The sequence below is a fragment of the Pseudoalteromonas sp. RW-H-Ap-1 genome (genome assembly GCF_048318575.1).
Lineage (GTDB): Bacteria > Pseudomonadota > Gammaproteobacteria > Enterobacterales > Alteromonadaceae > Pseudoalteromonas.
Map to the genome: position 1 here is coordinate 2,852,521 of NZ_CP166996.1, position 26,404 is coordinate 2,878,924.

Genomic DNA, 26,404 nt, shown 5'->3' on the forward strand with positions numbered 1-26,404 from the left:
AAGCCAGCATTTAGCTGGCTTTTTGCTTTGTGTTAAAACGCTATGCTTTATGTTTGCGGTGCTTTTTGGTCATTCGCTGCTGAATTTTAGCTAACTTCTCTTTTTGCTCAGCGTTAAGTAGTTGCATTACTTGATGCTGGGTTTTTAATTTAATTAACCCCAATTGCTGTTTCTTATCTTGGCGTGCAGTTAATAACTCTTTTGCTGCATTTTCGTCAAAATTTGGCGCTGACAATAACGCATCCATTTGCGCTTTATAGGTTTGGCGCTGTGCCTTACGCGCGTCTTTGTCTTGGCTTCTTAGCGCTTTAATTTGCGTTTTTTGCGCTGTAAAAATCGCTTTTAGTTGTGTTTGTTGCTCTTGCGTAAGCGCTAGTTTATCAGCTGCCCGCTCAGAAAGTAGAAAGCGCGCTTGAGAGTGACCTTGTTTATAGCCATCGCCTTTTGCAAATACGCTGCCCGTACTGAGCGTTGCCGCTGTTAAACCGCAAATGAGTACTAATTTTGATAACGTGTTTACTTTAGTCATAATCATCACCTTAATATTGGATTGGTTGTTGGCTGCTAACCAGTATGTTCACTATAACTGGTTCAATGCAAAGTAACGCAAAGCAGTGTAAAGGTTATGTAAAGACTAACTTTTGATGAATTTAGCGCGTAAAATAAAACCATAAACAGCGCGTAAGGCTTTATATATGAAACTATTAATGATTGATGATGACACCGGTTTATGCGAATTATTAAGCGAATACCTAAGTGCACAAGGCTTTAGCATTCAAACCGCACATGATGGTCAACAAGGCTTAGAACTTGCCTTGCAAAACGATTACGCGCTTATATTACTAGACGTTATGTTGCCCTCTATAGATGGCTTTGAAGTACTGAAACAACTCAGGCAAAGTAAATTAACACCGGTGATTATGCTGACCGCTAAAGGAGAAGACTTTGACCGTATTTTTGGTTTAGAACTCGGCGCTGACGACTACATACCAAAGCCGTTTAATCACAGAGAACTACTAGCCCGCGTAAAAGCAATTACTCGCCGCATTGAACATATAAATAGTGTAAGCAATAACACTAATAAAAAGCTCTCTTTAAACGGTATTACTATTAATTTTGCTGCGCGAGAGGCCAGTATTAATAACAGCCCTCTCACACTAACGGGCACCGAATACGAAATACTCGCTTTATTGATAAAACACGCACCTGATGTAATTAGTAAAGAGCAAATAAGCGAAGATGTATTAGGCAGACGCTTAGCATCTTTTGACCGCTCTATAGATATGCATGTGAGTAATATTCGTAAAAAAATAGCCGAGCATATTGAGGGCGATAAAATTAAAACAATGAGAGGAGCGGGATATGCCTTCATCCAAGGAGAATAAAGCTCTGCGCTTTAGTTGGCTACGCCACCCACGACATTATTTGTTTTTTAAAGTGTTTACGTGGTTTTGGCTAACCATAATTGGTACTTTTACAGCGCTCTTTTTCTTGAGTAATATTTCACTAATAAACGCCATTAGCCATGATCCACTACAAGGGCCGATGCAAAAAAACCTAGAATATTTGGCACGAGGTATCGAGCGTAGCGCACATAAACACAAGCGCTCTATTAATGACATTATTACTCATCCGCGTTTAACTAAACGTAAGCTGCTTTATTTAAATTCACAAAATAGCGATGAAGTGTTGATCAGTAAAAATATTGAGAGCAATATTGATTTAAGTTTACTTAACTTTAGTAAGGGCATGTCGCCACAGGTTATTTTTACTGAATATTACCAAGCTTTTGGCCCTGTACGCATTCGGGTTCCTGAAGGGGAATTTGAGTTATATGAAATCGATATCAATCAGCAACGACCACTCTTTATTCGCTTAAGATTATTACCCGTTTGGTTAAAAATTACCATGGCAATTATTGCCTCGCTTACATTAAGTTTTTTATTTAGTCGTAACTTAATTGCCCCTATAAATAGCTTAAAACAAGCAGCAATCAAGCTCTCAAACGGCGATTTAAGTGCGCGTGCGGCGATAAATAGTCAGCGAAAAGATGAGCTTGGAGTTTTAGGGCGCGACTTTAACCGTATGGCTGATCAACTTGAGCAGCTACTTAGCGCTCAAAAGCGTTTATTAGCCGATATATCCCATGAATTACGCTCCCCGCTAACCCGTTTAAAAATGGCTACAGGGCTGGCACAAATGCAGGCAAGTGAGGCAAACCAATCTTATTTGTTGCGTATTGAAAAAGAAGCTAACCAACTGGATAAAATGATAGCCGACGTATTGCAGGTATCGCGCTTAGAAGCCAATAGCCAACCTTTATCACTGCAAATACAGTCGCTGCAAGTGATTGTTGACCATGTGATTAACGATGCTCAGTTTGAAGCAAAACAGCACAATAAAATCTTACTTGTACACGGTAATGTTGAGGCAAATATAAAGTGCGACGAAATGTTGATTGCCAGTGCCTTAGAGAACATTCTGCGTAACGCCATTAAATATGCACAACATACTATTAGTATTAGCTTAAAACACAGTGATACCATATACATACAAATATGTGATGACGGCCCAGGCGTACCTAAGGCGCAACTTGATAAGTTGTGTGAACCATTTTTTAGGCAATCAGATGCCCGCGACCGCCACAGTGGGGGGACAGGGTTAGGGTTAGCCATTGCAAAAAATGCGGTAATAGCGCATGGCGGAAATTTAGCTTTATCAAACAAAGACGCTGGCGGATTATGCGTTGAAGTAAGCTTACCAATACAAAAGAGAGACCATGTTTTATAGCACTGAAAGCGAGCTTGAAAATAACCTGTCTGCAATTACTGAGTTTTATACTAATACGCTTAAAAAAGCGTATTTAAACACAGCAGCTGGGGAATTATTTTATGCTTATGCCAAGCCTAAAAATGCTCATACAGCCATTGTTATTAGTTCAGGGCGCATTGAAGGACTTGATAAATACAAAGAGCTACTTTGGGAGCTTTATTGTAATAATTTTGCTGTGTTTATTGTTGATCACCAAGGCCAAGGTCGCTCTTATCGGTTATTAAAAAACCCCCACAAAGGCTACGTAAAACAATTTGAAGATTACAGTCACGATCTTAACCAGTTTAATGAAAAAGTGGTGCAGCAACACTGGCAAGGTAAAAAACTACTACTTAGCCATTCAATGGGCGGCGCCATTGCGTTTGATTACTTAGCACGTTATTCACATGATTTTAGTGGAGCGTTTTTATCGGCGCCCATGTTTGATATTTATACCAAAGGAATACCCAAACCAATTGCACATTTTATCGCTGCGAGTGCGTCATTATTTGGTTTCTCAGGATGTTATGCACTAGGGCAAAGCGATTATTCAGCTGAAGAGTTTGCGCTTAATACTTTAACCAGTAGTCAAATACGTTACGAGCAATTTAGGACAACTTATCAGCAAACCCCACTGTTACAATTAGGTGGTGTGACTTATGGTTGGCTGCATACCGTTTTTTCGTTCATTAAAGCACTCGACAAACTATCTATAACCACCCCACTATTTATAGCCAGCGCAGAAAATGATGAAGTGGTTGATAATCAAGCCCAACATAAGCTCGCAAGTAGGCATAAAAATACGCTAATCAAGCAGTTTAAAGGAGCTAAGCACGAGCTGTTTTTTGAACGTGATGATATCCGCCAATCACTGCTAACTAGCCTGTATAAATTTTGCGAGTCTGTAGGTTAACTACTCAGTGACAGTGGATCTAAGTGAATCAATATATCCACTTGTGATTCAAACTGCTGAGTGATCATGGCTTCTACTTCATCTGCTACTTTATGGGCACGAATAAGTGGTAAATTGTCATCAAGCTCTAAATGCAGCTGAATAAACTTAACTTTACCGCCTTGCCGAGTACGAATACCATGCACCCCATAAACGTCATTATGGTTACGGGCTATTTCAAAAATACTTTGCTTTTCTTCATCTGGTAGCTCTTTATCCATTAAGTGTGAGGCACTTTCGGTTGCTATATCCCAGCTGTTATAAAGTAAATATCCTGCCACACCTATGGCAAACAAAGGGTCAGCATACAGCACCCCATAATAAGCAAGTAAAATAGCAAGTAGCACCGCAGCGTTTAAAATTAAATCGCCTTTGTAGTGTACAGAATCTGCTTTTATAGCGATTGATTCTGTATGCTTTACGACTTTATTTTGCACATACACAATCACTAATGTACACACTATGGCAAAAATACTCACCCATACACCTAATAATGAATGTGTCAGCTCTACGGGGTTAATGAGACGCTCAATACCATGAAACGCCAATAAACAACCCGAGCCTGCAATAAAAGCAGCTTGCCCTAACCCTGCAAGCGCCTCTGCTTTACCGTGGCCAAATCGGTGGTCGTCATCCGCAGGACGCAGCGCGTACGATAAAACCAAAAAGCTCATTAGCGTTGCTGTGATATCCATTAATGAGTCGGTTAATGAGCCGAGCATTGATGCCGAACCCGACGCTAGCCAGGCCCATGCCTTGGTCGCAATCATTAGGCTGACCATAACCATGGTCACTATACTAGAGGCCTTAACCCAAAATTCATAACTGCGATTATGCACGTATCTTTCCGCTGTAAGCTGTATTTAATGTTTTCAGTATATCATTTTTTATTCATTGTTCGTGTATACTGAGCCCGTCAAATTAAAGATTTTATAGGGCTTATTGTGCTGGATATTGTTTTATACCAACCTGAAATTCCGCCTAACACCGGGAATATCATTCGTTTATGTGCCAATACAGGCTTTGCACTGCATTTAATTGAACCATTGGGGTTTGAGTGGGATGACAAACGTGTAAAACGCGCTGGCCTTGATTATCACGAATTTAGCCATGTGCAACGCCATGCTTCATTTGAAGCTTACTTAGAAAAGTGCCAGCCTAAAAAAGTGTATGCGTGCACCACCAAAGGCAGTCAATTTCACCATCAAGCACAATATGAAGCGGGTGACTGCTTAGTATTTGGCCCTGAGACTCGAGGTTTGCCTGATGAAATGATCCAAGCATTACCCAATGAGCAACGCGTTCGTATTCCTATGCAAGCCGATAGTCGCAGTATGAATCTATCTAATGCAGTAGCTGTGTTTGTGTATGAATCTTGGCGCCAACTTGGTTTTCCTAACGCCCAATAAATTAAACTGGCGTTTAAATTTAGTAACTTTAAGCGCCATTAAGCATTAGTGGTCTGTTGACCTTTTAAGGTTGAATTTGCAGCAGCCTGTTTAGTATTTAGGCAAGGCAGAGCCTATGTGGTATGGTTTTTCCCCATAAATAGGCGATAACGCAGCATCAATACCAAACAGGCGCTGCCCAAAGGGTTCTGCCTAGGGGCGATTTACTCTTTTTTGCTCGGTTTTTACTTATTCTTACATGGATGTAAGCCAGTAGAATAACGCAGGAGCAGTTATCGAGCCCACTAGGTTACAAACCTCGCGCCGCGATTAAACCGCTCCTAGTTTGAACAAATTTTAATCCACAAAGGTCAACAGACCCTTATCACTGACTATTTTTCAAAATCTATAAACTTGTACTAAGCTAATGATAATATTTCTTTTTAAAACGTTAAATTATGAAAAAATTATTACTTAGCTCATTCCTACTTTGCTCAACTTCATCACTTGCAGCGACTTCGGCAACAGTAACTGTTGTTTCTGATTATTTATTCAATGGTGTTAGCCAAACTCAAGAGGACCCCGCCCTACAGGCTAGCTTTGACTGGGCTGGAGACACTGGTTTTTATGCTGGCGTTTGGGGATCAAATGTCGACTTTGGAGAAGGTACAGATATAGAAGCAGACGGTTATTTAGGTTATTTTACTAGCCTAAACGATTCTATAAACCTTGACGTAGGCATAGCTCAATACACCTACCATGGCGAGGACTTTAGCTCAGACTATAACTATGCTGAAGCGTACGCTAAGTTCAATTATGGCAATACTAATCTAAACTTCTGGCATGCATGGGATTACTTTGGTACGGGTGCTGGCCACAGCATTGTAATGATCACGCACAACTTTCCCATTAATGATGCTTTTTCGATTGATATAGGTGCCGACTACTCACTCAGCCATGATGACGACAAATGGCAGTGGGAAGCTGATGATGATAACTATATTCATTGGCGTGTTGGTGCTAATTACACTATCAACGACTGGAACTTATCGGCCAGCTATGAAGACACAGACTTAGACACCTATGGTGACTCGACTATACTTCTTTCAGTATCAAGAACATTTAACTTTTAAGGTTACGCTATGAAAACATTATTACTATTAATATTATTAGGTTTTTCAAACTTGGTCTGTGCCGATACCGTTTACTTAACGTCATTAGCTTGGCCGCCTTATGCTGATAAATCACTTGATCAACAAGGTGCATCTGTTGCTGTAGCAAAAGCCGCATTTAAAGCTGAAGGGCACGAGCTTGTTGTAGACTTTTTCCCATGGTCTCGCGCAGTTAATTCTGCAGCTCAAGCAAATTCAAAGTATGTTGGTTATTTTCCTGAGTATATGCATGACACGTCTGATTTTGTATTTTCAAATCCAACAGGTACAGGTCCACTTGGGTTAGTACAAAACAATGTAAAACCTATCACTTTCTCTACTACCAGTGATTTAGCTGGTAAGCGTATAGGTGTGGTGCAAGATTATGTAAATACTAAAGAGCTTGACGATATGATTGCCGCGGGTTCGATAAAGGGTGATGCAGTCCCCTCCGATGTACTAAATATCAAAAAAGTTGCAGCTGGTAGAATTGATGCAGCAGTTATTGATGCCAATGTGCTTAATTATTTACTAAGTACTGATAAATCACTGGCAAGCATGAAAAGTAAAGTATCAATGAATGAAACATTACTTGAAGATAAAAGCCTTTATATTGCATTTAGAAACGATGCCGAAGGAAAAAAATGGTAACAAATCTACAACTCAGGGTTAGAGAAGATAGATGTTAATGCAATAATGTCAAACTACTTAAAGTAAGGACATCCTTTGACCCGTTCAATTTTATTTAGGCTTGTAGTTACCACGTTGAGCGCTATGATATTGGTGCTGTTGTGCTTTGGAATTTATGATTATACCACCCAAAGTAAGCAACTAAAGCAAAAACTTGATACTGAGATTAGCCTAGCTAAAGAACGTATTGGTTTATCGTTACCCAATGCAATGTGGAACTTTCAAGACGAGCTCGCAAATAAGTTAATAAAAGCTGAAGTAGCTTCTGATAATATTTCTAAAATAACAATTTATGATACTAATGAGCAAGTTTTTGCAGAAACAGACGGTGTAAAAACACAGTCTGTTATACAAAGTGAACTTATTTATGATGATTCAGGTACCCCTAATAAAGTCGGCTCAGTGAGTCTTTACGTTGAATACAGTCATATTGATAAAGTATTAACTGAATTGGCGATATTTTTAGTCATTGAGATGTTGTTGCTTGCCAGTATTTTGGGAGCTGTTTTAGTTTATATTTTTAAAAAACTAGTTGCGCAGCCTCTATCTGAGGTAGCAGAAAAAATGGCAATGATAGCCAGTGGTGATGGCGACCTAACACAAGAAATCGTTGTTAGACGCAATGACGAAATAGGTCAACTGGCAGCCTCTTTTAATAAGTTTGAGCATAAAATTGCAGCGCTTATAAATGGTTTTAAATTGTCGGTAGATGATTCGCTTAGTGTTGCTGGTAACATCTCATCACTTAGCGCAGAAGGCGTACACTATTTATCCACACAACAGGTAGAAACAGACCAAATAGCGACAGCCATTACACAAATGGCTTCTTCTGCAACAGAAATAGAAAATAATGCAAAGCATACTTTGAACTCTGCAGAAACTGCAAATATTGATGCACAAAAAGTTCATGAAGCTTTTTTAAACTCTATTAACTCTATTGAAAGTTTAGTCGGTCAACTTGATGAATCATCTAGAGTAATAGGTACTTTAGAAGAATCTGTTCAGGATATTGTATCAGTACTTGACGTTATTCAGGCTATCGCAGAACAAACAAATCTACTGGCATTAAACGCCGCTATTGAAGCAGCTCGAGCAGGTGAGCAAGGGCGAGGGTTTGCCGTAGTTGCTGATGAAGTACGTTCTTTGGCAAGTAGAACACAAAAAAGCACAGCGGAGATACATACTACCATTGAAAATCTGCAAAAAGGCTCTCAATCTGCAGTTAATGTCATGCAACTGAGTAAAAATATGAGTCAAGACAGTATGAGTGCGGCAACTGCAGCGAGCGAGCTGATTGCAAATATTTCTAACGCAATTGGATCAATTACCCAAATGTCGAGCCATATTTCAAGTGCAGTTACCGAGCAAAGCACCGTTGCTGAGGACTTAAGTAAAAATATTAATGAAGTGGTATCGGCTGGACAAAGTAGTATGGCTAAAATTGAACAAGTTCAAACTTACTCTCGGGATATGCAAGAGCTAGCGGCACAATTAAAAGATTCTGCCAGTGTTTTTAAAACGTAACCTAAAACTGAGACAAGTAGACTGTGAGAGTTGTATTTATTCAAGACCTAGTGACATTTAAAGGTTAAGTTTGCAGCTGCCTAAGAGTGACTATGCCTATAAAGGTGTAGATATGAACTTTGAGCAGGACGCGGAAGCTTTGCTCGATTTTTACTTAGCCCACTAGGTTACGAGGCTTGCGCCTGAATTGCACGATTTTTAACCAGCAAAGTTCAACAAACCCGAATCCAATGGCGGTTTAATCGCCTATAACGAAATAGTTTTAGCACTGTATGAAATTAAAACAATCATTGCTTTACTATAGTTGTTGAGTTTAACTTTAAAGGCACGCTATGAAAATACTATTACTATTGATATCACTGAGCTTTTCACATTTAGTGATGGCAAATACAGTTTATTTAACATCACTATCTTGGCCACCCTATTCTGACAAATCACTCGATCAGCAAGGTGCCTCTGTTGCGGTTGCAAAAGCCGCTTTTAAAGCCGAAGGCTACGATCTCATTGTTGGCTTTTATCCTTGGACACGAGCGGTTAACTCTGCATTACAGGCAAACTCAAAGTATGTGGGTTACTTTCCGTCTTATATGCACTCAAACCCAAATGTTGTTTTTTCTGAAGTAATAGGTACAGGCCCGCTTGGATTAGTACAAAATAATACAAAACCAATTAGTTTTTCAACTATAAACGATTTAGCTGGAAAACGTATTGGGGTTGTACAAGACTACGTAAACACCAAAGAGCTCGATTATATGATAGCCACTGGTGCTATTACAGGTGATGCTGTGACTTCTGATGTGCTAAATATTAAAAAAGTAGCCGCTGGCAGAATAGACGCAGCAGTTATTGATGCTAATGTATTAAAGTACTTACTGAGCACAGATAAATCCCTTACCAGCATTGCAAGTAAAGTTGCGATGAACGCAAATTTACTTGAAGAGAAAAAACTATATATTGCGTTTAGAAACGATGCAGAAGGAAAAAAATGGCAACAAATTTATAATAAAGGTTTAGCCAAAATAAACGTCAATCAAATAATGACAAACTACTTTAAATAAGCGTATATGTCGTAATGATTTTATTAAAGCAACCTTAAGATTAGCATATTTGCCAATACCTTAAGGTTGCTCACTATGAATAACACTTAAGGTAGGCAATAATTGATTTTAATAAATTTGGTGTTATTACTCAGATGTTTGTTCTCTACCAAGTAATGCCATAGCAGCTGCTTTCATGCCTTTATTCTCATAAAGCACTTTGTATATCTGCTCAGTGATTGGCATTTCAACGCCCGCACGCTGCGCAAGTAAATACACTTCTTTGGTATTTCTAAAGCCTTCAACTACTTGGCCGATTGATGCAATCGCATCATCAACACTTTCACCTTGACCTAAGGCTAAACCAAAACGGCGGTTGCGCGACTGATTATCGGTACAGGTTAGAATTAAATCGCCTAAACCAGCCATCCCCATAAAGGTCTCTGGTTTTGCACCTAGGGCACAACCCAAACGCGATAACTCTGCTAAACCACGAGTAATAAGCGCGGTACGTGCATTTGCACCAAAGCCGACACCATCAGAAATCCCTGCACCAATAGCAATCACGTTTTTAACCGCACCACCAAGCTGTATGCCAATAAAGTCATCATTGTTGTACACTCTAAACGATCGACCGCAATGTAATAAATCGGCAATTTGTTTCGCAAATGCTGATGAAGTTGATGACACCGAAATGGCAGTTGGTGAACCCTTCGCCATTTCTTTAGCAAAAGTTGGCCCCGAAAGCACCGCTAATGGCACTTCTTCACCGAGTTCTTGCACTGCCACTTCTTGCAATAAACGCCCAGTATCAGGCTCAAGCCCTTTAGTAGCCCACGCTATTTTTGCATCTGAGCGTAAAGCCGGTTTAATTTGCTTTAACGTGTCAGCAAACGCATGACTCGGCACAACAACCAGTACAATATTGCTAGCTGCTGTTGCATGTTGTAAATCAGCTTCAAGGGTTAAGGTGTCAGGAAAAGGAATATCAGGTAAGTAACGTTGATTTTTTCGCTCAGCTGCAAGCGTCGCAACGTCTTGACTATTGCGTCCCCATAAAGTCACTTTGTGACCATTTCGGGCTAAACAAATAGCAAGGGCGGTGCCATATGACCCCGCCCCTAAAACAGTAACAGCTGATGTTGCTGTATTCATAAATTATGCGTCTGCTGAAGCCTGCTCAGCTTGCGCTGTGCGTTGCTGCATGTACTGTGCAAATAATGCGTCAAAGTTAACTGGCGCAAGATTAAGTTGTGGAAACGTACCACGATTTACTAAGTTCGATACCGCTTCACGTGCATATGGGAATAACACGTTAGGACAGAATGCACCTAGCATATGTGCTAATTGCATTTCTTCAACTTCAGCAATAGTAAAAATACCTGCTTGTTGAATTTCACACAAAAACGCAGTTTCTTCACCGATAGATGCCGTCACAGTTAATGCTAAAACAACTTCGTATACACCTTCATCAAGCTTATTAGAGCGTGTATCTAAATCTAATTTTACTTCTGGAGCCCACTCTTTTTGAAAAATAGCGGGTGAATTTGGCGTTTCAAACGACACATCTTTAGTGTAAATACGTTGAATAGTAAACTGTGCGCCTGCATCAGCTTCTGCTGCTGCGTTTTGATTTTGTTCGTTCATTGTTATTCCTAACCTGTTATTTATTATAATTAATTAAATTAAGCACTTAACTTAGCATCAAGGTGACCTTGTGCTTCTAGTGCCATCATATCGTCACAGCCACCGATGTGTTCATCGTTAATAAAAATTTGTGGAACCGTGCTTGCGCCACCGGCTTTGGCGATCATTTCATCGCGAAGCTCTGGCTGAACGCCAATATCAATGTTTGTGTATTCTACACCTTTGCTGTCTAACAGCGCTAATGCGCGATGACAAAAAGGACAATATCCTTTGGTGTATAAAACAACGTTACTCATAATTAATCCTTAATCGGTTTAGCTAAGAGATATTAGCGACCGCTTGTTGTTGGCAGACTTGCTGATTGCCACGCACCCATACCGCCAGATAAAACATAAACCTGTTCATAACCTGCTTTATGCATTGCGGTTGCAACGCCTGAAGCAGTCATGCCTGCAGCACATACCACTATAATGGGTTTGCTCTTATACTTTTCAAGGGTTGAGAAATCAGATTCTTTGGCTTTTTCAGGGTTTAAATGCACAGCACCGGCAATATGGCCTGTTTTAAACTCTTTTTGCCCACGCATATCAACAACCTGACCGTCTTCGCGGTTAATAAGTAACGTTAACTGCTGAGGATTGATCTGACGAATTGCTGAAAATTTACTTTTTATTGCGCCACTAACAATAAGAAACGCAATCGCAACCCAAGCTAGGCTTAGAATTGGATGATTTGAGACAAATTCAATATATTGATCCATTCGACTTCCACTATAAAGTTACATGCTAAAACAGGGTGTTTTAGATATTTAATTCATATTTATTGAACTTACACAATGAGCAGTCACTCATCTGTAATTCAATTTAGAGCACTGTTAGGCTACTCTGAATTTTACCTACACATAGGCTTAGCTTACCCCACAAGCCTATTCAATACTTGAATAAAATAGGGATTAGCCGCGCAAGTATACCCAAATCAGCTAAAAATGCGAGTTTAAGCACGCTTGGAAGCCACAATGTAGTGCTCTTTTAACTAAAAAATAACCCACCCTTTAAAGTATACAATTGATAGAGCGAGCTCATTGAAAATTTTTAATATCTTCTTTTCATTGCTGATCCTAGCTATAAAACGCGGTATGCTTAAGCTTGGCATGTTGGCATTAATGTTAGCGTGTATTTCAGCAACGCTAGGGTCTGTTGATCTTTCAAGGTTAAATTTGCAGCAGTCTGTTTGGTATTTAGGCAAGGCAGAGCCTATGTGGTGTGGTTATTCCCCATAAATAGGCGATAACGCAGCATCAATGCCAAACAGGTGCTGCCCGAAGGGTTCTGCCTAGGGGCGATTTACTCTTTGTTGCTCGGTTTTTACTTAGCCCACTAGGTTACAAACCTCGCGCCGCGATTAAACCGCCCCTAGTTTGAACAAATTTTAATCCGCAAAGGTCAACAGACCCTAATAGGAGTGACTATGACAGAGCATAAAAAACCACTGGTATTAATGATTTTAGATGGCTGGGGATACAGAGAAGATGAGCAAAGTAATGCTATTTTAGCTGCTAATACCCCTGTGTTAGATGAGCTTTGGGCCACTCGCCCTCATACATTAATTTCAGCATCGGGTTTAGATGTGGGTCTTCCTGGTGGTCAAATGGGTAATTCTGAGGTTGGCCATGTTAATTTAGGTGCTGGTCGTATTGTGTATCAAGATTTTACCCGCATCACAAAAGCCATTGATGATGGCGAATTTGATACAACCCCTGCGCTGGTTGAAAACATTGATAAAGCTGTTCATGCCAACAAAGCCGTTCATATTATGGGACTGCTAAGCCCTGGTGGCGTTCATAGTCACGAAGATCATATTGTGGCGAGTATACAATTGGCTACAAAACGCGGCGCTAAAGAAGTGTACTTCCATGCCTTTTTAGATGGCCGAGATACTCCCCCACGCAGTGCTAAAGCATCAATTGAGCGTATTGAAGCCTTATTTAGCGAACTTAAATGTGGCCGTTTAGCCTCATTAATTGGTCGTTACTATGCCATGGACAGAGACAATCGCTGGAACCGTGTTGAAAAAGCGTATAATTTAATCACCCTAGGTGAAGGCGACTTTGATTATGAAAATGGCGTAAACGCACTCAATGCTGCCTACGAGCGTGATGAAAATGACGAATTTGTAGCAGCCAGTACTATTACCCCTAAAGGTAGCGAATCAGTAAAAGTAAATGATGGCGACACCATTATATTTGCCAACTTTAGAGCAGACCGCGCACGCGAAATCACTCGCGCCTTTGTCGAACCTGATTTTGAGGGCTTTAATAAGAAAAAATCGCCCGAGCTTAGTGGCTTTGTGATGATGACTGAATACGCTGCTGATATTGATGCGCCAGTGGCTTTTGGCCCAACGCCGCTTAATAACGTACTTGGTGAATGGTTTGAAAAACAAGGTAAAACTCAGCTACGTATATCAGAAACTGAAAAATATGCCCACGTTACCTTTTTCTTTAGTGGCGGACGCGAAAATGAGTTTGACGGCGAAACTCGCGAGCTGATCCCATCTCCTCAAGTAGCAACGTATGATTTACAGCCAGAAATGAACTCGCAAATGCTTACAGATAAACTCGTTGAGGCAATAAAAAGTGGAAAGTACGATGCCATTATTTGTAACTACCCTAATGGCGATATGGTAGGCCACTCAGGTGTATTTGAAGCGGCAGTTAAAGCCTGTGAAGCAGTAGATAGCTGTATTGGTCGTGTAGTTGATGCCCTTAAAGAATATGGGGGAGAAGCACTAATCACTGCTGATCATGGTAATGCAGAGCAAATGGCAAACCTTAAAACAGGCCAAGCGCACACAGCACATACAAGCGAACCCGTACCCTTTATTTATGTAGGTCGTGACGCACAAGCGCATACCGGTAAAGCCTTGAGCGATGTTGCACCTACTATGCTGCATTTAATGGGTTTGGAACAACCTGCAGAAATGACAGGTTCGCCTATTATGGTGTTGAAATAACTTATGAATAAAAGCGCATGCCGCATTATTGCGTGTATATGTTTACTAAATTCATTAGCCACTGGCGTTGCAGTGGCTAATGAAGATCGTACCAAAAAAGACTTATCACAGGTACAAGTTGCCTTAGAGCAAAGCCAAGCCGAGTTTCAACAACAACAAAAAGAAATTGCTAAGCAGCAACAAAAGCTTAAAACTCATGAACTCGCCATTGCTAAAAATGCAAAAGCACTTAATATGGCTGAGCAATCCGTTAAAAAAACACAACAACAGCAAGCAGAGCAGCAGCAAAAAGCAGCACAGCTTGAAAAGCAACAAACACAGTTTCAACGTATTCTAGCAGCCCAATTAAAAAGTGCTTATATGACAGGTAGCGATGACTATCCAAAAATGCTGCTTAACCAAGAAAATACCGCCAAATTTGAACGAACACTTAGCTACTATAACTACCTAAATAAAGCCCGTATAAAACAGCTTGATGATCTTAAAGCACTACAACTAGAGATTGCGAAAAACCAAGCTGAACTGACAAAAACAAAAGAGAGGCTGGTTGCTTTATTTGAGGAGCAAAAAAGGCGACAAGCGGCACTCCTCAATGCCAAAAATGAGCGCCAATCAAGCTTAAAAAATCTAAAAAAGCAGTTAAATAAAACCAAAAATTCCATTAGCTACTTAGAGGAAAACGAACAAACTCTGATTGCCACTATCAAAGAACTTCAAGAAGAGGAAAAAATTACAAAAATTGAGTTACTTGGCTTAAATCGTAATAAAGGAAAATTAAACTGGCCGAGCAAAGGGAAATTAGCGCATAGGTTTGGCCAACGTAAGCACGGCGGAATAAACTGGAAAGGCGTATTAATTTCAGCCGCCGAAGGGACTTCAGTTAATAGCATTGATAATGGCCAAGTAGTGTTTGCTGATTGGTTAAAAGGCTATGGCTGGGTAATCGTACTTGATCACGGCCAAGGTTTTATGAGCCTATACGGACACGCACAAACCTTGTTAAAAGACGTGGGTGATATGGTCAGAGAAGGTGAAAGTGTTGCATTAGTCGGGCAAAGCGGTGGACAAGCAGATTCTGGTCTATACTTTGAGATACGCCATAAAGGGCGTGCTGTTAATCCCATAAAATGGTGCAGGCGTATTTAATACCAAAATAGCTGCATCCTGTTAGAGGCAGTTATGATAAACACACACATTTGCCAACAAAAGAATTCTGTGAAAAAGCAAGCACTCTGCTTTAGTTTTATCTTATTTGTTTTATTAGTGCTTTGTGGCTTTATAAATACTGCCTATGCAAGCTCGGTTAAAGATTTAGAAAGCCAAAAAATAAATGAAATACTGTTTAATATCCACACCTACTACGTTGATGATTTAGCACTGCAAAACAGTGAGTATATTGAATACAATTCGTCTCAATTTGAAAGATTATATTCTAAGCTCGACGCCTACTCTAAGTATTTAGATAAAAATGAGCTAAGTGCATTATTTGATAACACTAATGGGCGCTATACCGGCTTAGGTATAGAGGTAAAAAGCATTGAACAACGTACTACAATTGTTAAAGTAATTAATAACTCCCCTGCAAAACAAGCAGGCCTTCGCTCTGGCGATATAATTACTGCCGTGAATCAGCAATATGTAGAAAATAGCCCCATTGATTTAGTTGCACAATACATCAAAGACAGCGCTAATGGCAAAGTACAGCTAAGTATTACCCGTAATGACAGTCAAACGCCACTAATATTTAACCTCAGCAGAAAGCAAATTAAGTTAGCTAGTGTTACCAAGCAACTACTTGACTCAGGTAGCGGTTATATTGCTATTAATAACTTTTCTAATCACACCTTACATGAAGTTGCCTTGCAAATAGCCGCCATGCAAAACCATTATGGCCATTCATTAAAAGGCCTAATTATTGATTTACGAGACAACCCTGGAGGTACTTTAAAAAGCGCAGTTTCAGTGGCAGACCTGTTTCTTCAAGATGGCTTAATTGTAACCACCAAAGGGCGTTTTTATGATTCGAACCAATCTTTTTACGCTAAACGCGGCGATATTTTGAAAGGTGCGCCGATTGTTGTCCTCATTAATGAAAACTCAGCCTCAGCAGCAGAAATACTAGCTGCAGCGTTAAAAGAAAACCTACGTGCAAAAATAGTAGGGAGTCAGTCGTTTGGCAAAGGAACAGTGCAATCACTTATTCCATTAGGCGACGGCGATACCGCCTTAAAACTAACCACCGCACGTTACTTTACGCCACTGGGAGAGTCTATTGAAGGGATTGGCGTAACCCCAAATGTGGCGATTAATCAAACAACGCTTCCACAAACAAATAAAGCCGTTATAATAAAAAATGAACAATCAGAACAAAACACGGTTTTTAACGCTGAAGAATTAGCCGATATCCAGTTAGTAAAAGCAAAACAGCTACTTAGCATGCAATAAAAACGATAAACTATTTAAAGATAATAAAAATTATAAAACGTGAAAATTATAAATTTAATGGTGTTAGCAGGGCTTTTTTTAGCCTTATTTGCAACATCGAGTGCTGTTAAAGCCAAACAAATAGCCATAGTGATCGATGACATAGGTTATCATCAACGTGATTTAGAATTCCTAAGTTTACCTGGGCAATTGTCTTATTCAATTTTGCCTCATACCCCCTATTCTCAAATATTTGCAACCCTTGCTAGTCAGTCAAATAAAGAGCTCCTGTTGCATGTGCCTATGCAAGCTTTAAATGGTAAAAAGCTAGGCCCTGGGGCGCTCACTTTAAATATGGATAAAGCACAACTTCAACAAACACTCGGTAATGCACTGGCGAGTTTGCCGCAAGTTAAAGGGGTTAATAATCATATGGGCTCTGCGCTAACTCAACAAAGCCAAGCAATGAAGTGGACCATGGAAGTACTCAAAAAGCGCCAGCTGTATTTTCTTGATAGCCGAACAACCGAATTAAGCCAGGCGCAAAACGCAGCTAACTTTTTAGGGGTAGAAAATATTGGTCGGCATGTATTTTTAGATAATATAACTACCCCTGAGCAGCTTCAACTTAGGCTAGAAGAGCTAAAATCAAAAGCAACTAAGTATCAGTTTGCCATTGCAATAGCGCACCCCTACCCCGAAACCATCGATTTTTTACGTCACGCTTTACCGCAATTAACCGAGCAAGGATTTGAATTGGTGCCAGTATCACAACTGGTAGAACGTAAGTATGTGCAAATAGCCCAACAACAAGCCATTTCATTAAACTGATGGAGTAAGCGAGCGCCTTACCCCAACAGTTAATTAAACTTAATTATAAGTATACTGCTTATAAAATAAACGTTGCTACTTTAGCATTTAAGTCTGTAGCTCTGTCTTTTAATACTTCTGCTTGGCTTAAATGCGCGGTAGCCGAGGTCGTTATTTCATCGGTTACATCTTTAATGGCGACCGTATTTCTAGTAATTTCATTAGTCACTTGCGTTTGCTCTTCTGCAGCCACGGCTATTTGACCCGCCATATCAGAAATCTCATTTACTGCCAGAGTGATTTCTTCTAACGCGTGAGCTGCAGCATTCACATCATCTACGCTATTGTTGGCATAACCCTTACTGCTGTCCATCAAGCTCACGGCTTTTTTAGTGGTGTTTTGTAAGGTTTCTATAGTGGTATAAATTTCGGCTGTAGAGTTTTGTGTTCTTCTTGATAGCACACGCACCTCATCGGCAACCACTGCAAAACCACGCCCCTGCTCTCCTGCCCGAGCGGCCTCTATTGCTGCATTAAGCGCTAAGAGATTTGTTTGCTCAGCAATTTCTTGAATGGTAGTCAAAATGCTCGAGATAGCCTGAGCATGCAAACTTAATTCACCAATAACGGTGGTAGTTTGGTCTATTTCTCCCGCCAGTGAATTAATCGTGTTTTTGGTTTTATCAACTAACAGCTTACCTTCATGACTACTTTGCGCCGATTGTTGCGATGCGGTTGCGGTGTTTTCTGCATTGGCGGCAATTTCATGGGTTGCACTCGCCATTTCTGTGACCGCAGTAGCAACCATAGCTACTTCTTGTTGCTGACGCTGTAACTCACTAACACTATTTTGATTGGTGATTAAGCTTTTCTCTGCATCAAAATCCAAATCCGTTGCTAGCTGACGAATATGGCTAATTAGTTCATGCTGACTACTTACAAAGCGGTTAAAACTATCAGCCAGTACCCCAACTTCATCTTGCGTATCAACAGTTATACGTTGAGTTAAATCACCGTTACCATCTGCAATTGTTGATAAAGCTTGCGACACTCGGCTCAAAGGTGCGAGCAATACACCCAATAGCCATGAAATAGCCAACACACTCAGTAAGAGTGCTACTGCAACCAGCACTAATTGAGTCAGCAATAAACTAATAAGCGGAGCCTCTAAAGTTTGTTTATCCAATACAAACAACAACTGCCAATCTGTATTGTTAATGTTTTCACCCCAAACTAGCTTCTCTCGGCCTTCACCCTCAAAGTAAACAGGCGTAAATTCATTGTTTTGACTATTAGATAAAATTACTTGGTTATTAATTTTAGAATCAACCTGAGTAATATTTGCCATTACTTTTCTAGCGTCTTTATAGGCAATCACAGTGCCATCTTTGTGCATCATAATGGCGTATCCATCCGCAGGTAAAGACATTGTATTGACGCTATCGACCAAGGTCTCAATCGACAAATCACCGGCTACCACACCGCTTCGCGTGGTTTTAGCAATAGAAACAACCAACAGATTATAGGCGGTATCTAAATAAGGTTTGGTAATTACGGTATCACTTTTGAGTTGTGCTTGTTTATACCATGGACGAGTGCGCGGGTCGTAACCGGTGCGATCAATACCGGGATCAGAGTCAGTCATTTTTCCGCTGTTACTTCCAAAGTATGTTAACTGAAAGCCACCTGAAAATGCTGCCTGCTGAAGTGCGCTGAGCGTATTGCCCTCAACCTTACTCGCAACCGATTTAATTATCTGCTGACGACTAGCTAGCCAATCTTCAATACTCGCAGCCTGTTGCTTACCAGATTGGCTTACGTTATCAATACTGCTTTTTAACAGTAACGCTTTTTGAGAGGTGTAGCTATTCCACGACAGCAATACAATAATAACAGCTAGGGCAAGAACCACCGATAGTAAGATTTTTTTCTTTAGTGAATATGAGTTCATATTGAGTGTAAATACTCGCGTTAAATGAAATTGAAAGGCAATAAGCACAGCAATTAAATGACTTAATTTAGGCTACGGTTTGAGTGACAAGTCGCTCAAGTGCGCGAATATTTTCATATACCCAAATTAAAAACAAACTAAAATCATGTATTTAAATTAAAACCAAACTTATTCATTAATTTTAAATAGCGTATATTTAATTAAAAGATACATAGATGTGATTAGAGGTAAGCGGAACAAGAAAAACGATACTTTCTATTAACCTTTTTGGTTAGCTTTTTTAGTTAAAAAAAGCCCCGCATTTTCATGCAGGGCTTTATCAGTTTTTTAGTGCGATTAACTCATCGCGCTTTGTAATTTTTTCATTGCTGTTTTTTCCAGCTGGCGAACACGCTCTGCTGATACGCTGTATTTTTCAGCCAACTCTTGCAGTGTAGCTTTATCGTCTGACAACCAACGAGCACTAACAATATCTTGAGAACGCTCATCGAGAGTTTTCAAAGCGCTAAATAAACGCGTATGTGACTGCTCTTGCCATTGCTGTTGTTCAATATCGTCTGCTAAATCCGCAGAACCATCGGTTAAGTATTGTACCGGTGAGTAAGTGCTAGTTGGCGCGTCATCATTATCGTCGCCAGTTAAGTCAAAGCCCATGTCTTGGCCGCTCATACGCGACTCCATTTCACGCACTTCTTTTTCACTCACACCTAGCTCGCTAGCTACTGTGCTCACTTCAGCTTGGTTAAACCAACCTAAACGCTTTTTATTTTTACGTAAGTTAAAAAACAATTTACGCTGTGCTTTGGTTGTCGCTACTTTAACGATACGCCAGTTCTTAAGCACAAACTCATGAATTTCGGCTTTAATCCAATGAACGGCAAATGAAACCAAACGTACACCCACTGATGGGTCAAAACGTTTTACTGCTTTCATCAATCCGATGTTACCTTCTTGAATTAAATCAGCTTGAGGTAACCCATAACCCGAGTAGCTTTTAGCTATGTGCGCTACAAAACGCAAATGCGACATAATGAGTTGCTTAGCAGCACTAAGATCGCCTTCTTCCTGAAGTCTTTTTGCAAGTTCCTGCTCTTGCTCAACTTTAAGCATAGGAATAGTACTAACAGCTTGAAGGTAGCCGTCCATACTTGCGCTTTGTTGCCCAACTGTAAGTGCCATTGCGTATAAATCTTTACTCATTTTTCACCTCGGTGATAAACATTTGAAACCATCTTAGCACTCTTTTAGTAAGAGTGCTAACTTGAATTTAAAACTTTTTTGAATCATAAATCAAGTGGTTTTTTTAGTGTTAATTCAGTCTACGCTAGGCGACTGAATAACCTATGAATTGATTTAGCCAAAACTAAAAATAATCTTTTTGCTCTGGCTTTTTTATAACTTTAAACTTAAAACATGACAGTTTTAAGAATTATATTAGGGCCCTAAACCTTATCGGGTTCTATTTCTGAGATGTAACGATTAACCGATAAGTAAGAACCTATAAAGCCCAAGCTAGTAGCAAGTAATACCAACGCGCCAAACTCATTAAGACTAAGCCCTATTAGCGTAAAGCTGGTTTGATACACCCCTGCCACACTACTTACCGCAGCAGATAGCCACCACATCATTAATGCTACGCATATAAAAGCAAACAATCCGCCAATCACACCATACCAAATGCCAGTCCATAAGAATGGAGCGTGTATAAAGGTATTAGTTGCCCCAACTAGCTTCATCACTTGTATTTCTTCTTTTTTATCCATAATAGATAAGCGAATTGTGTTGCCTATAATGAGCGTAACTGAGGTAAGTAATAGTAGCGCAATCGTTATTACACTCTCTTTTAACAAACTTAGTAATGCATTTAGGCGCTCAAGCCAAGCAATATCAAGCTTGCCAAAGTCAACTTCGCGTTCGGCTTCAAGTTTTTTAAGCAACAGCTTAGCCGCATTGGGTTGGCTATGCCGCTGTGTTGGTGTGACTAAAACTACATTTGGTAACGGGTTGGTATCTAAATACTCTAAAGCTTGACCAAAGCCAGACATTTCCTGAAATTCATCCAAAGCCTCTGAACGAGAAATAAAAGTCACACTTTGTATTTCAGGATATAGCGCTAAGCGTTTAACTAAGGTTTGCGTTTCTTGCTCGCTCATATTTTCTTTTACAAACAATGATATTTCGCTGGCTTGCTCAAAACCACTACTCACTTGCTGCACATTTTTTACCACTAAATATAGTGTTGCAGGCAAGGTTAAACTCAAACCGAGTACTGCAATGGTCATCATTGAAGCCAATGGCGTGCGCCACATTTCCCCTAGGCTGTATACACCTTGGCGAAAAATATTAATAATAAAAAAGTAACTACGAGAGAGTACTGATTTTTTTTGTTTATCATTACTATTTTGACGACTTTTGAACAGTAAACTCATAATCCCCCTCAGCCAATGGGTCTTGGCTCATCCGCCCATCATGAAGTGTTAAGCTACGGTACTTCATTCGTGACACTAATCCTAAATCATGAGTGGCAATTAAAACCGTAGTGCCATGTTTATTAAAGTCTTCAAACAGGCGTAATATTTCCATTGATAATTCAGGATCTAAGTTACCGGTAGGCTCATCGGCTAGCAATATCGGTGGCGAATTGACGATGGCTCGTGCAATCCCCACTCGTTGTTGCTCACCACCAGAAAGTGTTGAGGGGTGACAGCGTACTTTATCTAACAAACCCACTTTATCGAGCGCTCCATGCACACGTTTGGCAATTTGCTTGTGGTGAGTCCCTTCAATAATTAAGGGCAAAGCAACGTTATCAAATACCGTATATCGCTCTAATAATCGATGATTTTGAAAAATAATACCAATGTCGCGACGTGCATACGGAATTTGACGGGAATTTAATTTATTTAAATCCACGCCATTGATAAATACATTTCCCGCAGAAGGGCGTTCCATCAAGCTAATAAGCTTCAACAGTGTACTTTTACCAGCCCCACTGTGGCCTGTTAGAAAGGCCAATTCGCCAGGCTTAATATGAAAATTCACTTTTTCAAGCGCGCGGTGCCCACCGGCATAGGTTTTACTTACTTGCTGAAAATTTATCATTTTTTATTATTGCCAATTTATTGTTAGCCTTAGGCTTTAAAATAAAATGGTATTCCTCGCAATTAAAAAGGGAGCAGGCTCCCTTTTGGTAAATTAAGCGTCGTCCTCATCTTGACTAAATAGCGCGTCAATAAAGTCATCGCTCTTGAAGGTACGTAAATCATCAATACTTTCACCTACGCCAATATAACGAATAGGAATATTAAATTTATCGGCAACGGCAAAAATAACCCCACCTTTAGCAGTACCATCAAGCTTTGATAATGTGATACCTGTTAGACCTACACATTGATTAAATAAGTTTACTTGGCTAATTGCATTTTGGCCTGTACCAGCATCAATAGTCAGCATCACTTCATGGGGTGCATCAGGGTCTACTTTTTTCATTACACGAGCTATTTTTTCAAGCTCTTGCATTAAGTTATCTTTATTTTGCAAGCGCCCTGCTGTATCAGCAATTAACACATCGACATTACGTGCTTTTGCAGCTTGAAAAGCATCAAATACCACCGATGCACTATCAGCACCTGTATGCTGGGCTATCACAGGAATACTATTACGTTCACCCCATACTTGAAGCTGCTCTACCGCTGCTGCTCTAAAAGTATCACCCGCAGCAAGCATGACCGACTTACCTTGGTTTTGAAATTGTTTAGCCATTTTACCAATGGTAGTGGTTTTACCTACACCGTTTACCCCTACCATTAAAATAACAAAAGGTTTTTTATCTGCTGGTATTTCTAAAGGCTGCTCTGCTGTTTTTAGCATAGTTGCCATTTCTTGTTTCATAAGCTCATAAAGCGCATCACCATCTTTAAGTTGCTTGCGATCAGCTGCATCAGTTAAGTTATCAATGAGCTTCATGGTGGTATCCACACCAAGATCAGCAGTAAGTAACTGAGTCTCTAGCTCTTCAAATAACTCGTCGTCGATTTTTTTACCGCTAAAAATAGACGAAAAACCAGAGCCAATATTCACTCGAGTTTTAAGTAAGCCTTTTTTGAGACGAGAGAAAAAGCCTTCTTTTTTAGGCTTTTCCGCTTTTTTTGCTTCTTCCTCTGCAAGCTCTGCGGTCAGTCGCTGTTGCTCTAGGCGTTCAGCCTCTTCTTCAGCCGCAATACGTTCTTGCTCTAAACGCTCATGCTCAGCTCGCTCTGCTGCAATACGCTGTTGCTCTAAACGCTCATTCTCAGCTTGTTCTGCTGCAATACGCTGTTGTTCTAAACGCTCATGCTCAGCTCGTTCTGCTGCAATACGCTGCTGTTCTAAACGCTCATTTTCAGCTTGTTCTGCTGCAATGCGCTGTTGTTCTAAACGCTCATTTTCAGCTTGCTCTGCTGCAATACGCTGTTGCTCTAAACGCTCATTCTCAGCTTGTTCTGCTGCAATACGCTGTTGCTCTAAACGCTCATTTTCAGCTTGCTCTGCTGCTATGCGTTGTTCTAAACGCTCATGCTCAGCTCGTTCTGCTGCAATACGCTGTTGTTCTAAACGCTCATTCTCAGCTTGCTCTGCTGCAATACGCTGTTGTTCTAAACGCTCATTTTCAGCTTGTTCTGCTGCTATGCGTTGTTGTTCTAAACGCTCATGCTCAGCTCGTTCTGCTGCAATACGCTGTTGTTCTAAACGCTCATTTTCAGCTTGCTCAGCCGCGATACGCTCTTGCTCTAACAACATTTGCGCTTCTTGTTCAGCTAAACGTTTAGCTTGCTCTTGTCTTTGCTGCTCTGCATCCGCCTGTTGTTTGGCTAATAGCTCAGCGTTAGCTTGTTCAATCGCTTGTTTTTCTGCTGCCGCAGCGCGTTGTGTTTGCGCCTGTTCTTCTTGCTCTAAACGTTCTACTTCTGCTTCAGCTGCTATACGCTGTTGTTCGGCTTTTTCAGCTTGCTCTTGCGCTAAACGCTCTGCTTCAGCTTTCTCAGCTGCAATTCGGGCTTGTTCTAAACGTTCAGCTTCTACTTCAGCTTGTAAACGTTCAGCCTCAACTTGCTCTGCTAAACGCTCCTGTTCGGCTTTTTCCGCCTGCTCGTTTGCTAATGCTTGTTGTTTATCAGCTTCTGCTTGTTTTTTATCTGACTTACCAAAACCGAGCCACGACATGAATTTACTTTTTTTGCCATACTTGCTAATAACCACTTATAAAAATCTGATAAACTAACGATAATGATAGCGTGCTTTTAAGCCTAAATAATTGCTTTTTAGCAACACGTTATCCTCGAGGGTGCATAATAGTAACACTTTTAGCGCAGTTGAAAAATGACACGCCGTGATATGATTGCAATATTATCTGAGCTAGATCATAGATACCAATTTTTAGTGAGTTAAATGAGAAAAAAACCACACAAAATAACACCACCCATAAATCAGCCGATGGCGTTATTAGAATCATTAGCGGCCAATTTCGCGGTCGTAAACTGCCAGTAAAAGACGTTCAAGGCTTGCGCCCTACAACCGACAGAATAAAAGAAACTGTGTTCAATTGGTTAATGCACGATACCCGAGATGCACGCACTCTCGATTGTTTTGCCGGCTCTGGTGGTTTGGGATTTGAAGCGCTATCTCGCTTTGCTAAAAACACCACATTTTTAGAGCTTGACCCGCTAGCAGCAAAACAACTCACGCAAAATATTGCCACTCTTAATGCGCAAAATGCACAAGTACTTAATACTAATACTTTGACCTTTCTTGAGAATAAAAACACCAGTGAGGCATTTAATTTAGTTTTTATTGACCCGCCATTTCGTAAAAATTTGGCTCAATCATGCTGTGATTTATTAGAAAATAATCAATGGCTCGAGTCAGACGCACTGATATATGTTGAGGTTGAAACGGAGTTAACTTCGTTCAAGGCACCTATTAACTGGTTGTTAATAAAGGAGAAAAAGGCTGGACAAGTTTTTTGTAGGCTGTACCAACGACATATAAATTAACACTGTTTTAGCGGTAAGGTTTCTGTTAATATTATCCTTTACATGTGGTGTTGCTTCGGATTACAATACCGCACCATTTTTGAACCACTTGATCAATGTTTGATCAACTTGAGCAACGCTCATAATTTAGGTAGGTGAATTTTTAATGCCAGTAATTAAAGTAAGAGAGAACGAACCGTTTGACGTAGCACTTCGTCGCTTCAAGCGTTCATGTGAAAAAGCAGGTATCCTTTCAGAAGTTCGTCGTCGCGAGCACTATGAAAAACCAACAGCTGAGCGTAAGCGTAAAAAAGCAGCTGCTGTTAAACGTCACATGAAAAAACTTTCTCGTGATAACGCTCGTCGCGTTAAATTATACTAATATATTAGGTCTTGTATAAATGAGCCTTTTAATAACGCTAAAAGATGCGCAAAAAGATGCGATGAGAGCTAAAGACAAACAACGTCTTAATCCTATTCGCATGGTACTTGCTGCAATCAAGCAACGTGAAATTGACGAGCAAATAACACTAGACGACGCAGGTATTACCTCCGTTATAGTGAAGCTTGTTAAACAACGTCGCGACTCTTACACTCAGTACAAAGATGCTGGGCGTGATGATTTAGCTGAAATTGAAGCCAATGAGATTACAGCACTTGAAGCTTTTTTACCTCAACAATTGAGTGAAGAAGAAATCATTGCTCTCATTGACGCGGCTATTGCTGATACTAATGCAGCAGGTATGCAAGACATGGGTAAAGTAATGGGTATAATCAAAAGCAAAGCCGAAGGTCGTGCCGATATGGGCAAAATCTCAGGTTTAATTAAGCAACGATTAACTGCCTAATACTCCCACATACATTAAGTATGATTGAAGTAAACCGAGCCTTGAGCTCGGTTTCTTCGTTTAGAGCACTTCAAAAAAATATGCATTTGTGTTCCAATCTCTGCGTATTATAATTCGCTTTTAACACTTTTATATTTACCTTAGGGCT

General features: G+C 40.2%; 27 protein-coding genes. 16 read left to right on the forward strand and 11 right to left on the reverse strand.

The features are described from left to right. Positions 1–40 precede the first annotated feature (40 nt). Entirely contained in the window at positions 41–529 is a 489-nt protein-coding gene (locus AB8618_RS13615) for a Spy/CpxP family protein refolding chaperone (RefSeq protein ID WP_413400825.1), read from the reverse strand. A gap of 166 nt (positions 530–695) precedes the next feature. Between AB8618_RS13615 and AB8618_RS13620 the strand changes: the two genes are divergently transcribed. From AB8618_RS13620 to AB8618_RS13630, 3 genes are read left to right on the forward strand one after another with little or no spacing between them, the layout of a single operon-like run. Continuing rightward, the gene (locus AB8618_RS13620; RefSeq protein WP_413400826.1) at positions 696–1,385 is read left to right on the forward strand and encodes a response regulator; all 690 of its coding nucleotides are present in this window, start codon (positions 696–698) and stop codon (positions 1,383–1,385) included. Then, positions 1,363–2,790 (forward strand): ATP-binding protein, encoded by a 1,428-nt coding sequence (locus AB8618_RS13625; protein ID WP_413400827.1) that lies wholly within the window; start codon positions 1,363–1,365, stop codon positions 2,788–2,790. Before AB8618_RS13620 ends, AB8618_RS13625 begins: the two co-directional genes overlap by 23 nt. Further along, the gene (locus AB8618_RS13630; RefSeq protein WP_409423962.1) at positions 2,780–3,724 is read left to right on the forward strand and encodes an alpha/beta fold hydrolase; all 945 of its coding nucleotides are present in this window, start codon (positions 2,780–2,782) and stop codon (positions 3,722–3,724) included. The genes AB8618_RS13625 and AB8618_RS13630 overlap by 11 nt, the downstream gene beginning before the upstream one ends. On the opposite strand, the gene AB8618_RS13635 is transcribed toward AB8618_RS13630, so the two are convergent. After that, positions 3,721–4,551, reverse strand: a complete 831-nt coding sequence (locus tag AB8618_RS13635; protein WP_418157353.1) for a cation diffusion facilitator family transporter — start codon at positions 4,549–4,551, stop codon at positions 3,721–3,723. The genes AB8618_RS13630 and AB8618_RS13635 overlap by 4 nt on opposite strands. Positions 4,552–4,707: 156 nt before the next feature. Between AB8618_RS13635 and trmL the strand changes: the two genes are divergently transcribed. The 5 genes from trmL (at position 4,708) to AB8618_RS13660 (ending at position 9,574) form a co-directional block, all read left to right on the forward strand. Further along, positions 4,708–5,172 carry a tRNA (uridine(34)/cytosine(34)/5-carboxymethylaminomethyluridine(34)-2'-O)-methyltransferase TrmL gene (gene trmL / locus AB8618_RS13640; RefSeq protein ID WP_178956626.1) on the forward strand — a complete coding sequence of 155 codons (465 nt, stop codon included), beginning with the start codon at positions 4,708–4,710 and terminating at the stop codon, positions 5,170–5,172. 437 nt (positions 5,173–5,609) lie between these two features. Beyond that, a complete protein-coding gene (locus AB8618_RS13645; RefSeq protein WP_138609609.1) occupies positions 5,610–6,284 on the forward strand; it encodes a TorF family putative porin in 675 nt (224 codons plus the stop codon). Positions 6,285–6,293: 9 nt separating this feature from the next. Continuing rightward, a complete protein-coding gene (locus tag AB8618_RS13650) occupies positions 6,294–6,953 on the forward strand; it encodes a substrate-binding periplasmic protein (RefSeq protein ID WP_409423964.1) in 660 nt (219 codons plus the stop codon). Between the two features lie 75 nt (positions 6,954–7,028). Continuing rightward, on the forward strand, positions 7,029–8,516 hold the full coding sequence (locus AB8618_RS13655; RefSeq protein ID WP_409423965.1) for a methyl-accepting chemotaxis protein: 1,488 nt from the start codon (positions 7,029–7,031) through the stop codon (positions 8,514–8,516). Positions 8,517–8,848: 332 nt separating this feature from the next. Continuing rightward, on the forward strand, positions 8,849–9,574 hold the full coding sequence (locus AB8618_RS13660) for a substrate-binding periplasmic protein (RefSeq protein WP_409423966.1): 726 nt from the start codon (positions 8,849–8,851) through the stop codon (positions 9,572–9,574). 126 nt (positions 9,575–9,700) lie between these two features. Here the strand turns inward: AB8618_RS13660 and gpsA are convergent, their stop codons facing one another. From gpsA to AB8618_RS13680, 4 genes are read right to left on the reverse strand one after another with little or no spacing between them, the layout of a single operon-like run. Then, positions 9,701–10,708: an NAD(P)H-dependent glycerol-3-phosphate dehydrogenase gene (gene gpsA / locus AB8618_RS13665; RefSeq protein WP_413400828.1), complete on the reverse strand. Its 1,008-nt coding sequence runs from the start codon at positions 10,706–10,708 to the stop codon at positions 9,701–9,703. Positions 10,709–10,711: 3 nt separating this feature from the next. Then, a complete protein-coding gene (secB, locus tag AB8618_RS13670; protein WP_010391837.1) occupies positions 10,712–11,200 on the reverse strand; it encodes a protein-export chaperone SecB in 489 nt (162 codons plus the stop codon). Between the two features lie 38 nt (positions 11,201–11,238). Beyond that, positions 11,239–11,496 (reverse strand): glutaredoxin 3, encoded by a 258-nt coding sequence (grxC, locus tag AB8618_RS13675; RefSeq protein ID WP_010391834.1) that lies wholly within the window; start codon positions 11,494–11,496, stop codon positions 11,239–11,241. Between the two features lie 32 nt (positions 11,497–11,528). After that, the gene (locus tag AB8618_RS13680; protein ID WP_010391832.1) at positions 11,529–11,960 is read right to left on the reverse strand and encodes a rhodanese-like domain-containing protein; all 432 of its coding nucleotides are present in this window, start codon (positions 11,958–11,960) and stop codon (positions 11,529–11,531) included. A gap of 321 nt (positions 11,961–12,281) precedes the next feature. Here AB8618_RS13680 and AB8618_RS13685 point away from each other — a divergent pair, with 321 nt between their 5' ends. From AB8618_RS13685 to AB8618_RS13705, 5 genes are all read left to right on the forward strand, one after another. Then, on the forward strand, positions 12,282–12,479 hold the full coding sequence (locus AB8618_RS13685; protein WP_413400829.1) for a hypothetical protein: 198 nt from the start codon (positions 12,282–12,284) through the stop codon (positions 12,477–12,479). 188 nt (positions 12,480–12,667) lie between these two features. Then, the gene (gpmM, locus tag AB8618_RS13690; RefSeq protein WP_413400830.1) at positions 12,668–14,212 is read left to right on the forward strand and encodes a 2,3-bisphosphoglycerate-independent phosphoglycerate mutase; all 1,545 of its coding nucleotides are present in this window, start codon (positions 12,668–12,670) and stop codon (positions 14,210–14,212) included. 3 nt (positions 14,213–14,215) lie between these two features. Further along, positions 14,216–15,358, forward strand: coding sequence for a murein hydrolase activator EnvC family protein (locus AB8618_RS13695; RefSeq protein WP_413400831.1), 1,143 nt, complete (start codon positions 14,216–14,218; stop codon positions 15,356–15,358). Between the two features lie 33 nt (positions 15,359–15,391). Further along, entirely contained in the window at positions 15,392–16,657 is a 1,266-nt protein-coding gene (locus AB8618_RS13700; protein WP_413400832.1) for a S41 family peptidase, read from the forward strand. A 57-nt stretch (positions 16,658–16,714) separates the two neighbouring features. Next, positions 16,715–17,467 (forward strand): divergent polysaccharide deacetylase family protein, encoded by a 753-nt coding sequence (locus tag AB8618_RS13705; RefSeq protein WP_413402881.1) that lies wholly within the window; start codon positions 16,715–16,717, stop codon positions 17,465–17,467. A gap of 58 nt (positions 17,468–17,525) precedes the next feature. Here AB8618_RS13705 and AB8618_RS13710 read toward each other — a convergent pair whose 3' ends face one another. The 5 genes from AB8618_RS13710 to ftsY form a co-directional block, all read right to left on the reverse strand. Beyond that, positions 17,526–19,397 carry a methyl-accepting chemotaxis protein gene (locus AB8618_RS13710; protein WP_409423974.1) on the reverse strand — a complete coding sequence of 624 codons (1,872 nt, stop codon included), beginning with the start codon at positions 19,395–19,397 and terminating at the stop codon, positions 17,526–17,528. Between the two features lie 336 nt (positions 19,398–19,733). Then, on the reverse strand, positions 19,734–20,597 hold the full coding sequence (gene rpoH, locus AB8618_RS13715; protein WP_008114893.1) for an RNA polymerase sigma factor RpoH: 864 nt from the start codon (positions 20,595–20,597) through the stop codon (positions 19,734–19,736). A gap of 242 nt (positions 20,598–20,839) precedes the next feature. Next, positions 20,840–21,826, reverse strand: coding sequence for a permease-like cell division protein FtsX (ftsX, locus tag AB8618_RS13720; RefSeq protein ID WP_413400833.1), 987 nt, complete (start codon positions 21,824–21,826; stop codon positions 20,840–20,842). Continuing rightward, entirely contained in the window at positions 21,795–22,499 is a 705-nt protein-coding gene (gene ftsE / locus AB8618_RS13725; RefSeq protein ID WP_418157312.1) for a cell division ATP-binding protein FtsE, read from the reverse strand. The genes ftsX and ftsE overlap by 32 nt, the downstream gene beginning before the upstream one ends. Before the next feature lie 93 nt (positions 22,500–22,592). Further along, positions 22,593–24,599, reverse strand: coding sequence for a signal recognition particle-docking protein FtsY (gene ftsY / locus AB8618_RS13730; protein ID WP_418157313.1), 2,007 nt, complete (start codon positions 24,597–24,599; stop codon positions 22,593–22,595). A 209-nt stretch (positions 24,600–24,808) separates the two neighbouring features. On the opposite strand from ftsY, the gene rsmD reads away from it, so the two are divergent. From rsmD to AB8618_RS13745, 3 genes are all read left to right on the forward strand, one after another. Then, positions 24,809–25,429 (forward strand): 16S rRNA (guanine(966)-N(2))-methyltransferase RsmD, encoded by a 621-nt coding sequence (gene rsmD / locus AB8618_RS13735; RefSeq protein ID WP_418157354.1) that lies wholly within the window; start codon positions 24,809–24,811, stop codon positions 25,427–25,429. A gap of 145 nt (positions 25,430–25,574) precedes the next feature. Beyond that, positions 25,575–25,790 carry a 30S ribosomal protein S21 gene (rpsU, locus tag AB8618_RS13740; protein WP_002957797.1) on the forward strand — a complete coding sequence of 72 codons (216 nt, stop codon included), beginning with the start codon at positions 25,575–25,577 and terminating at the stop codon, positions 25,788–25,790. Between the two features lie 19 nt (positions 25,791–25,809). Next, positions 25,810–26,256 carry a GatB/YqeY domain-containing protein gene (locus AB8618_RS13745; protein WP_008114877.1) on the forward strand — a complete coding sequence of 149 codons (447 nt, stop codon included), beginning with the start codon at positions 25,810–25,812 and terminating at the stop codon, positions 26,254–26,256. Positions 26,257–26,404: the final 148 nt, after the last annotated feature.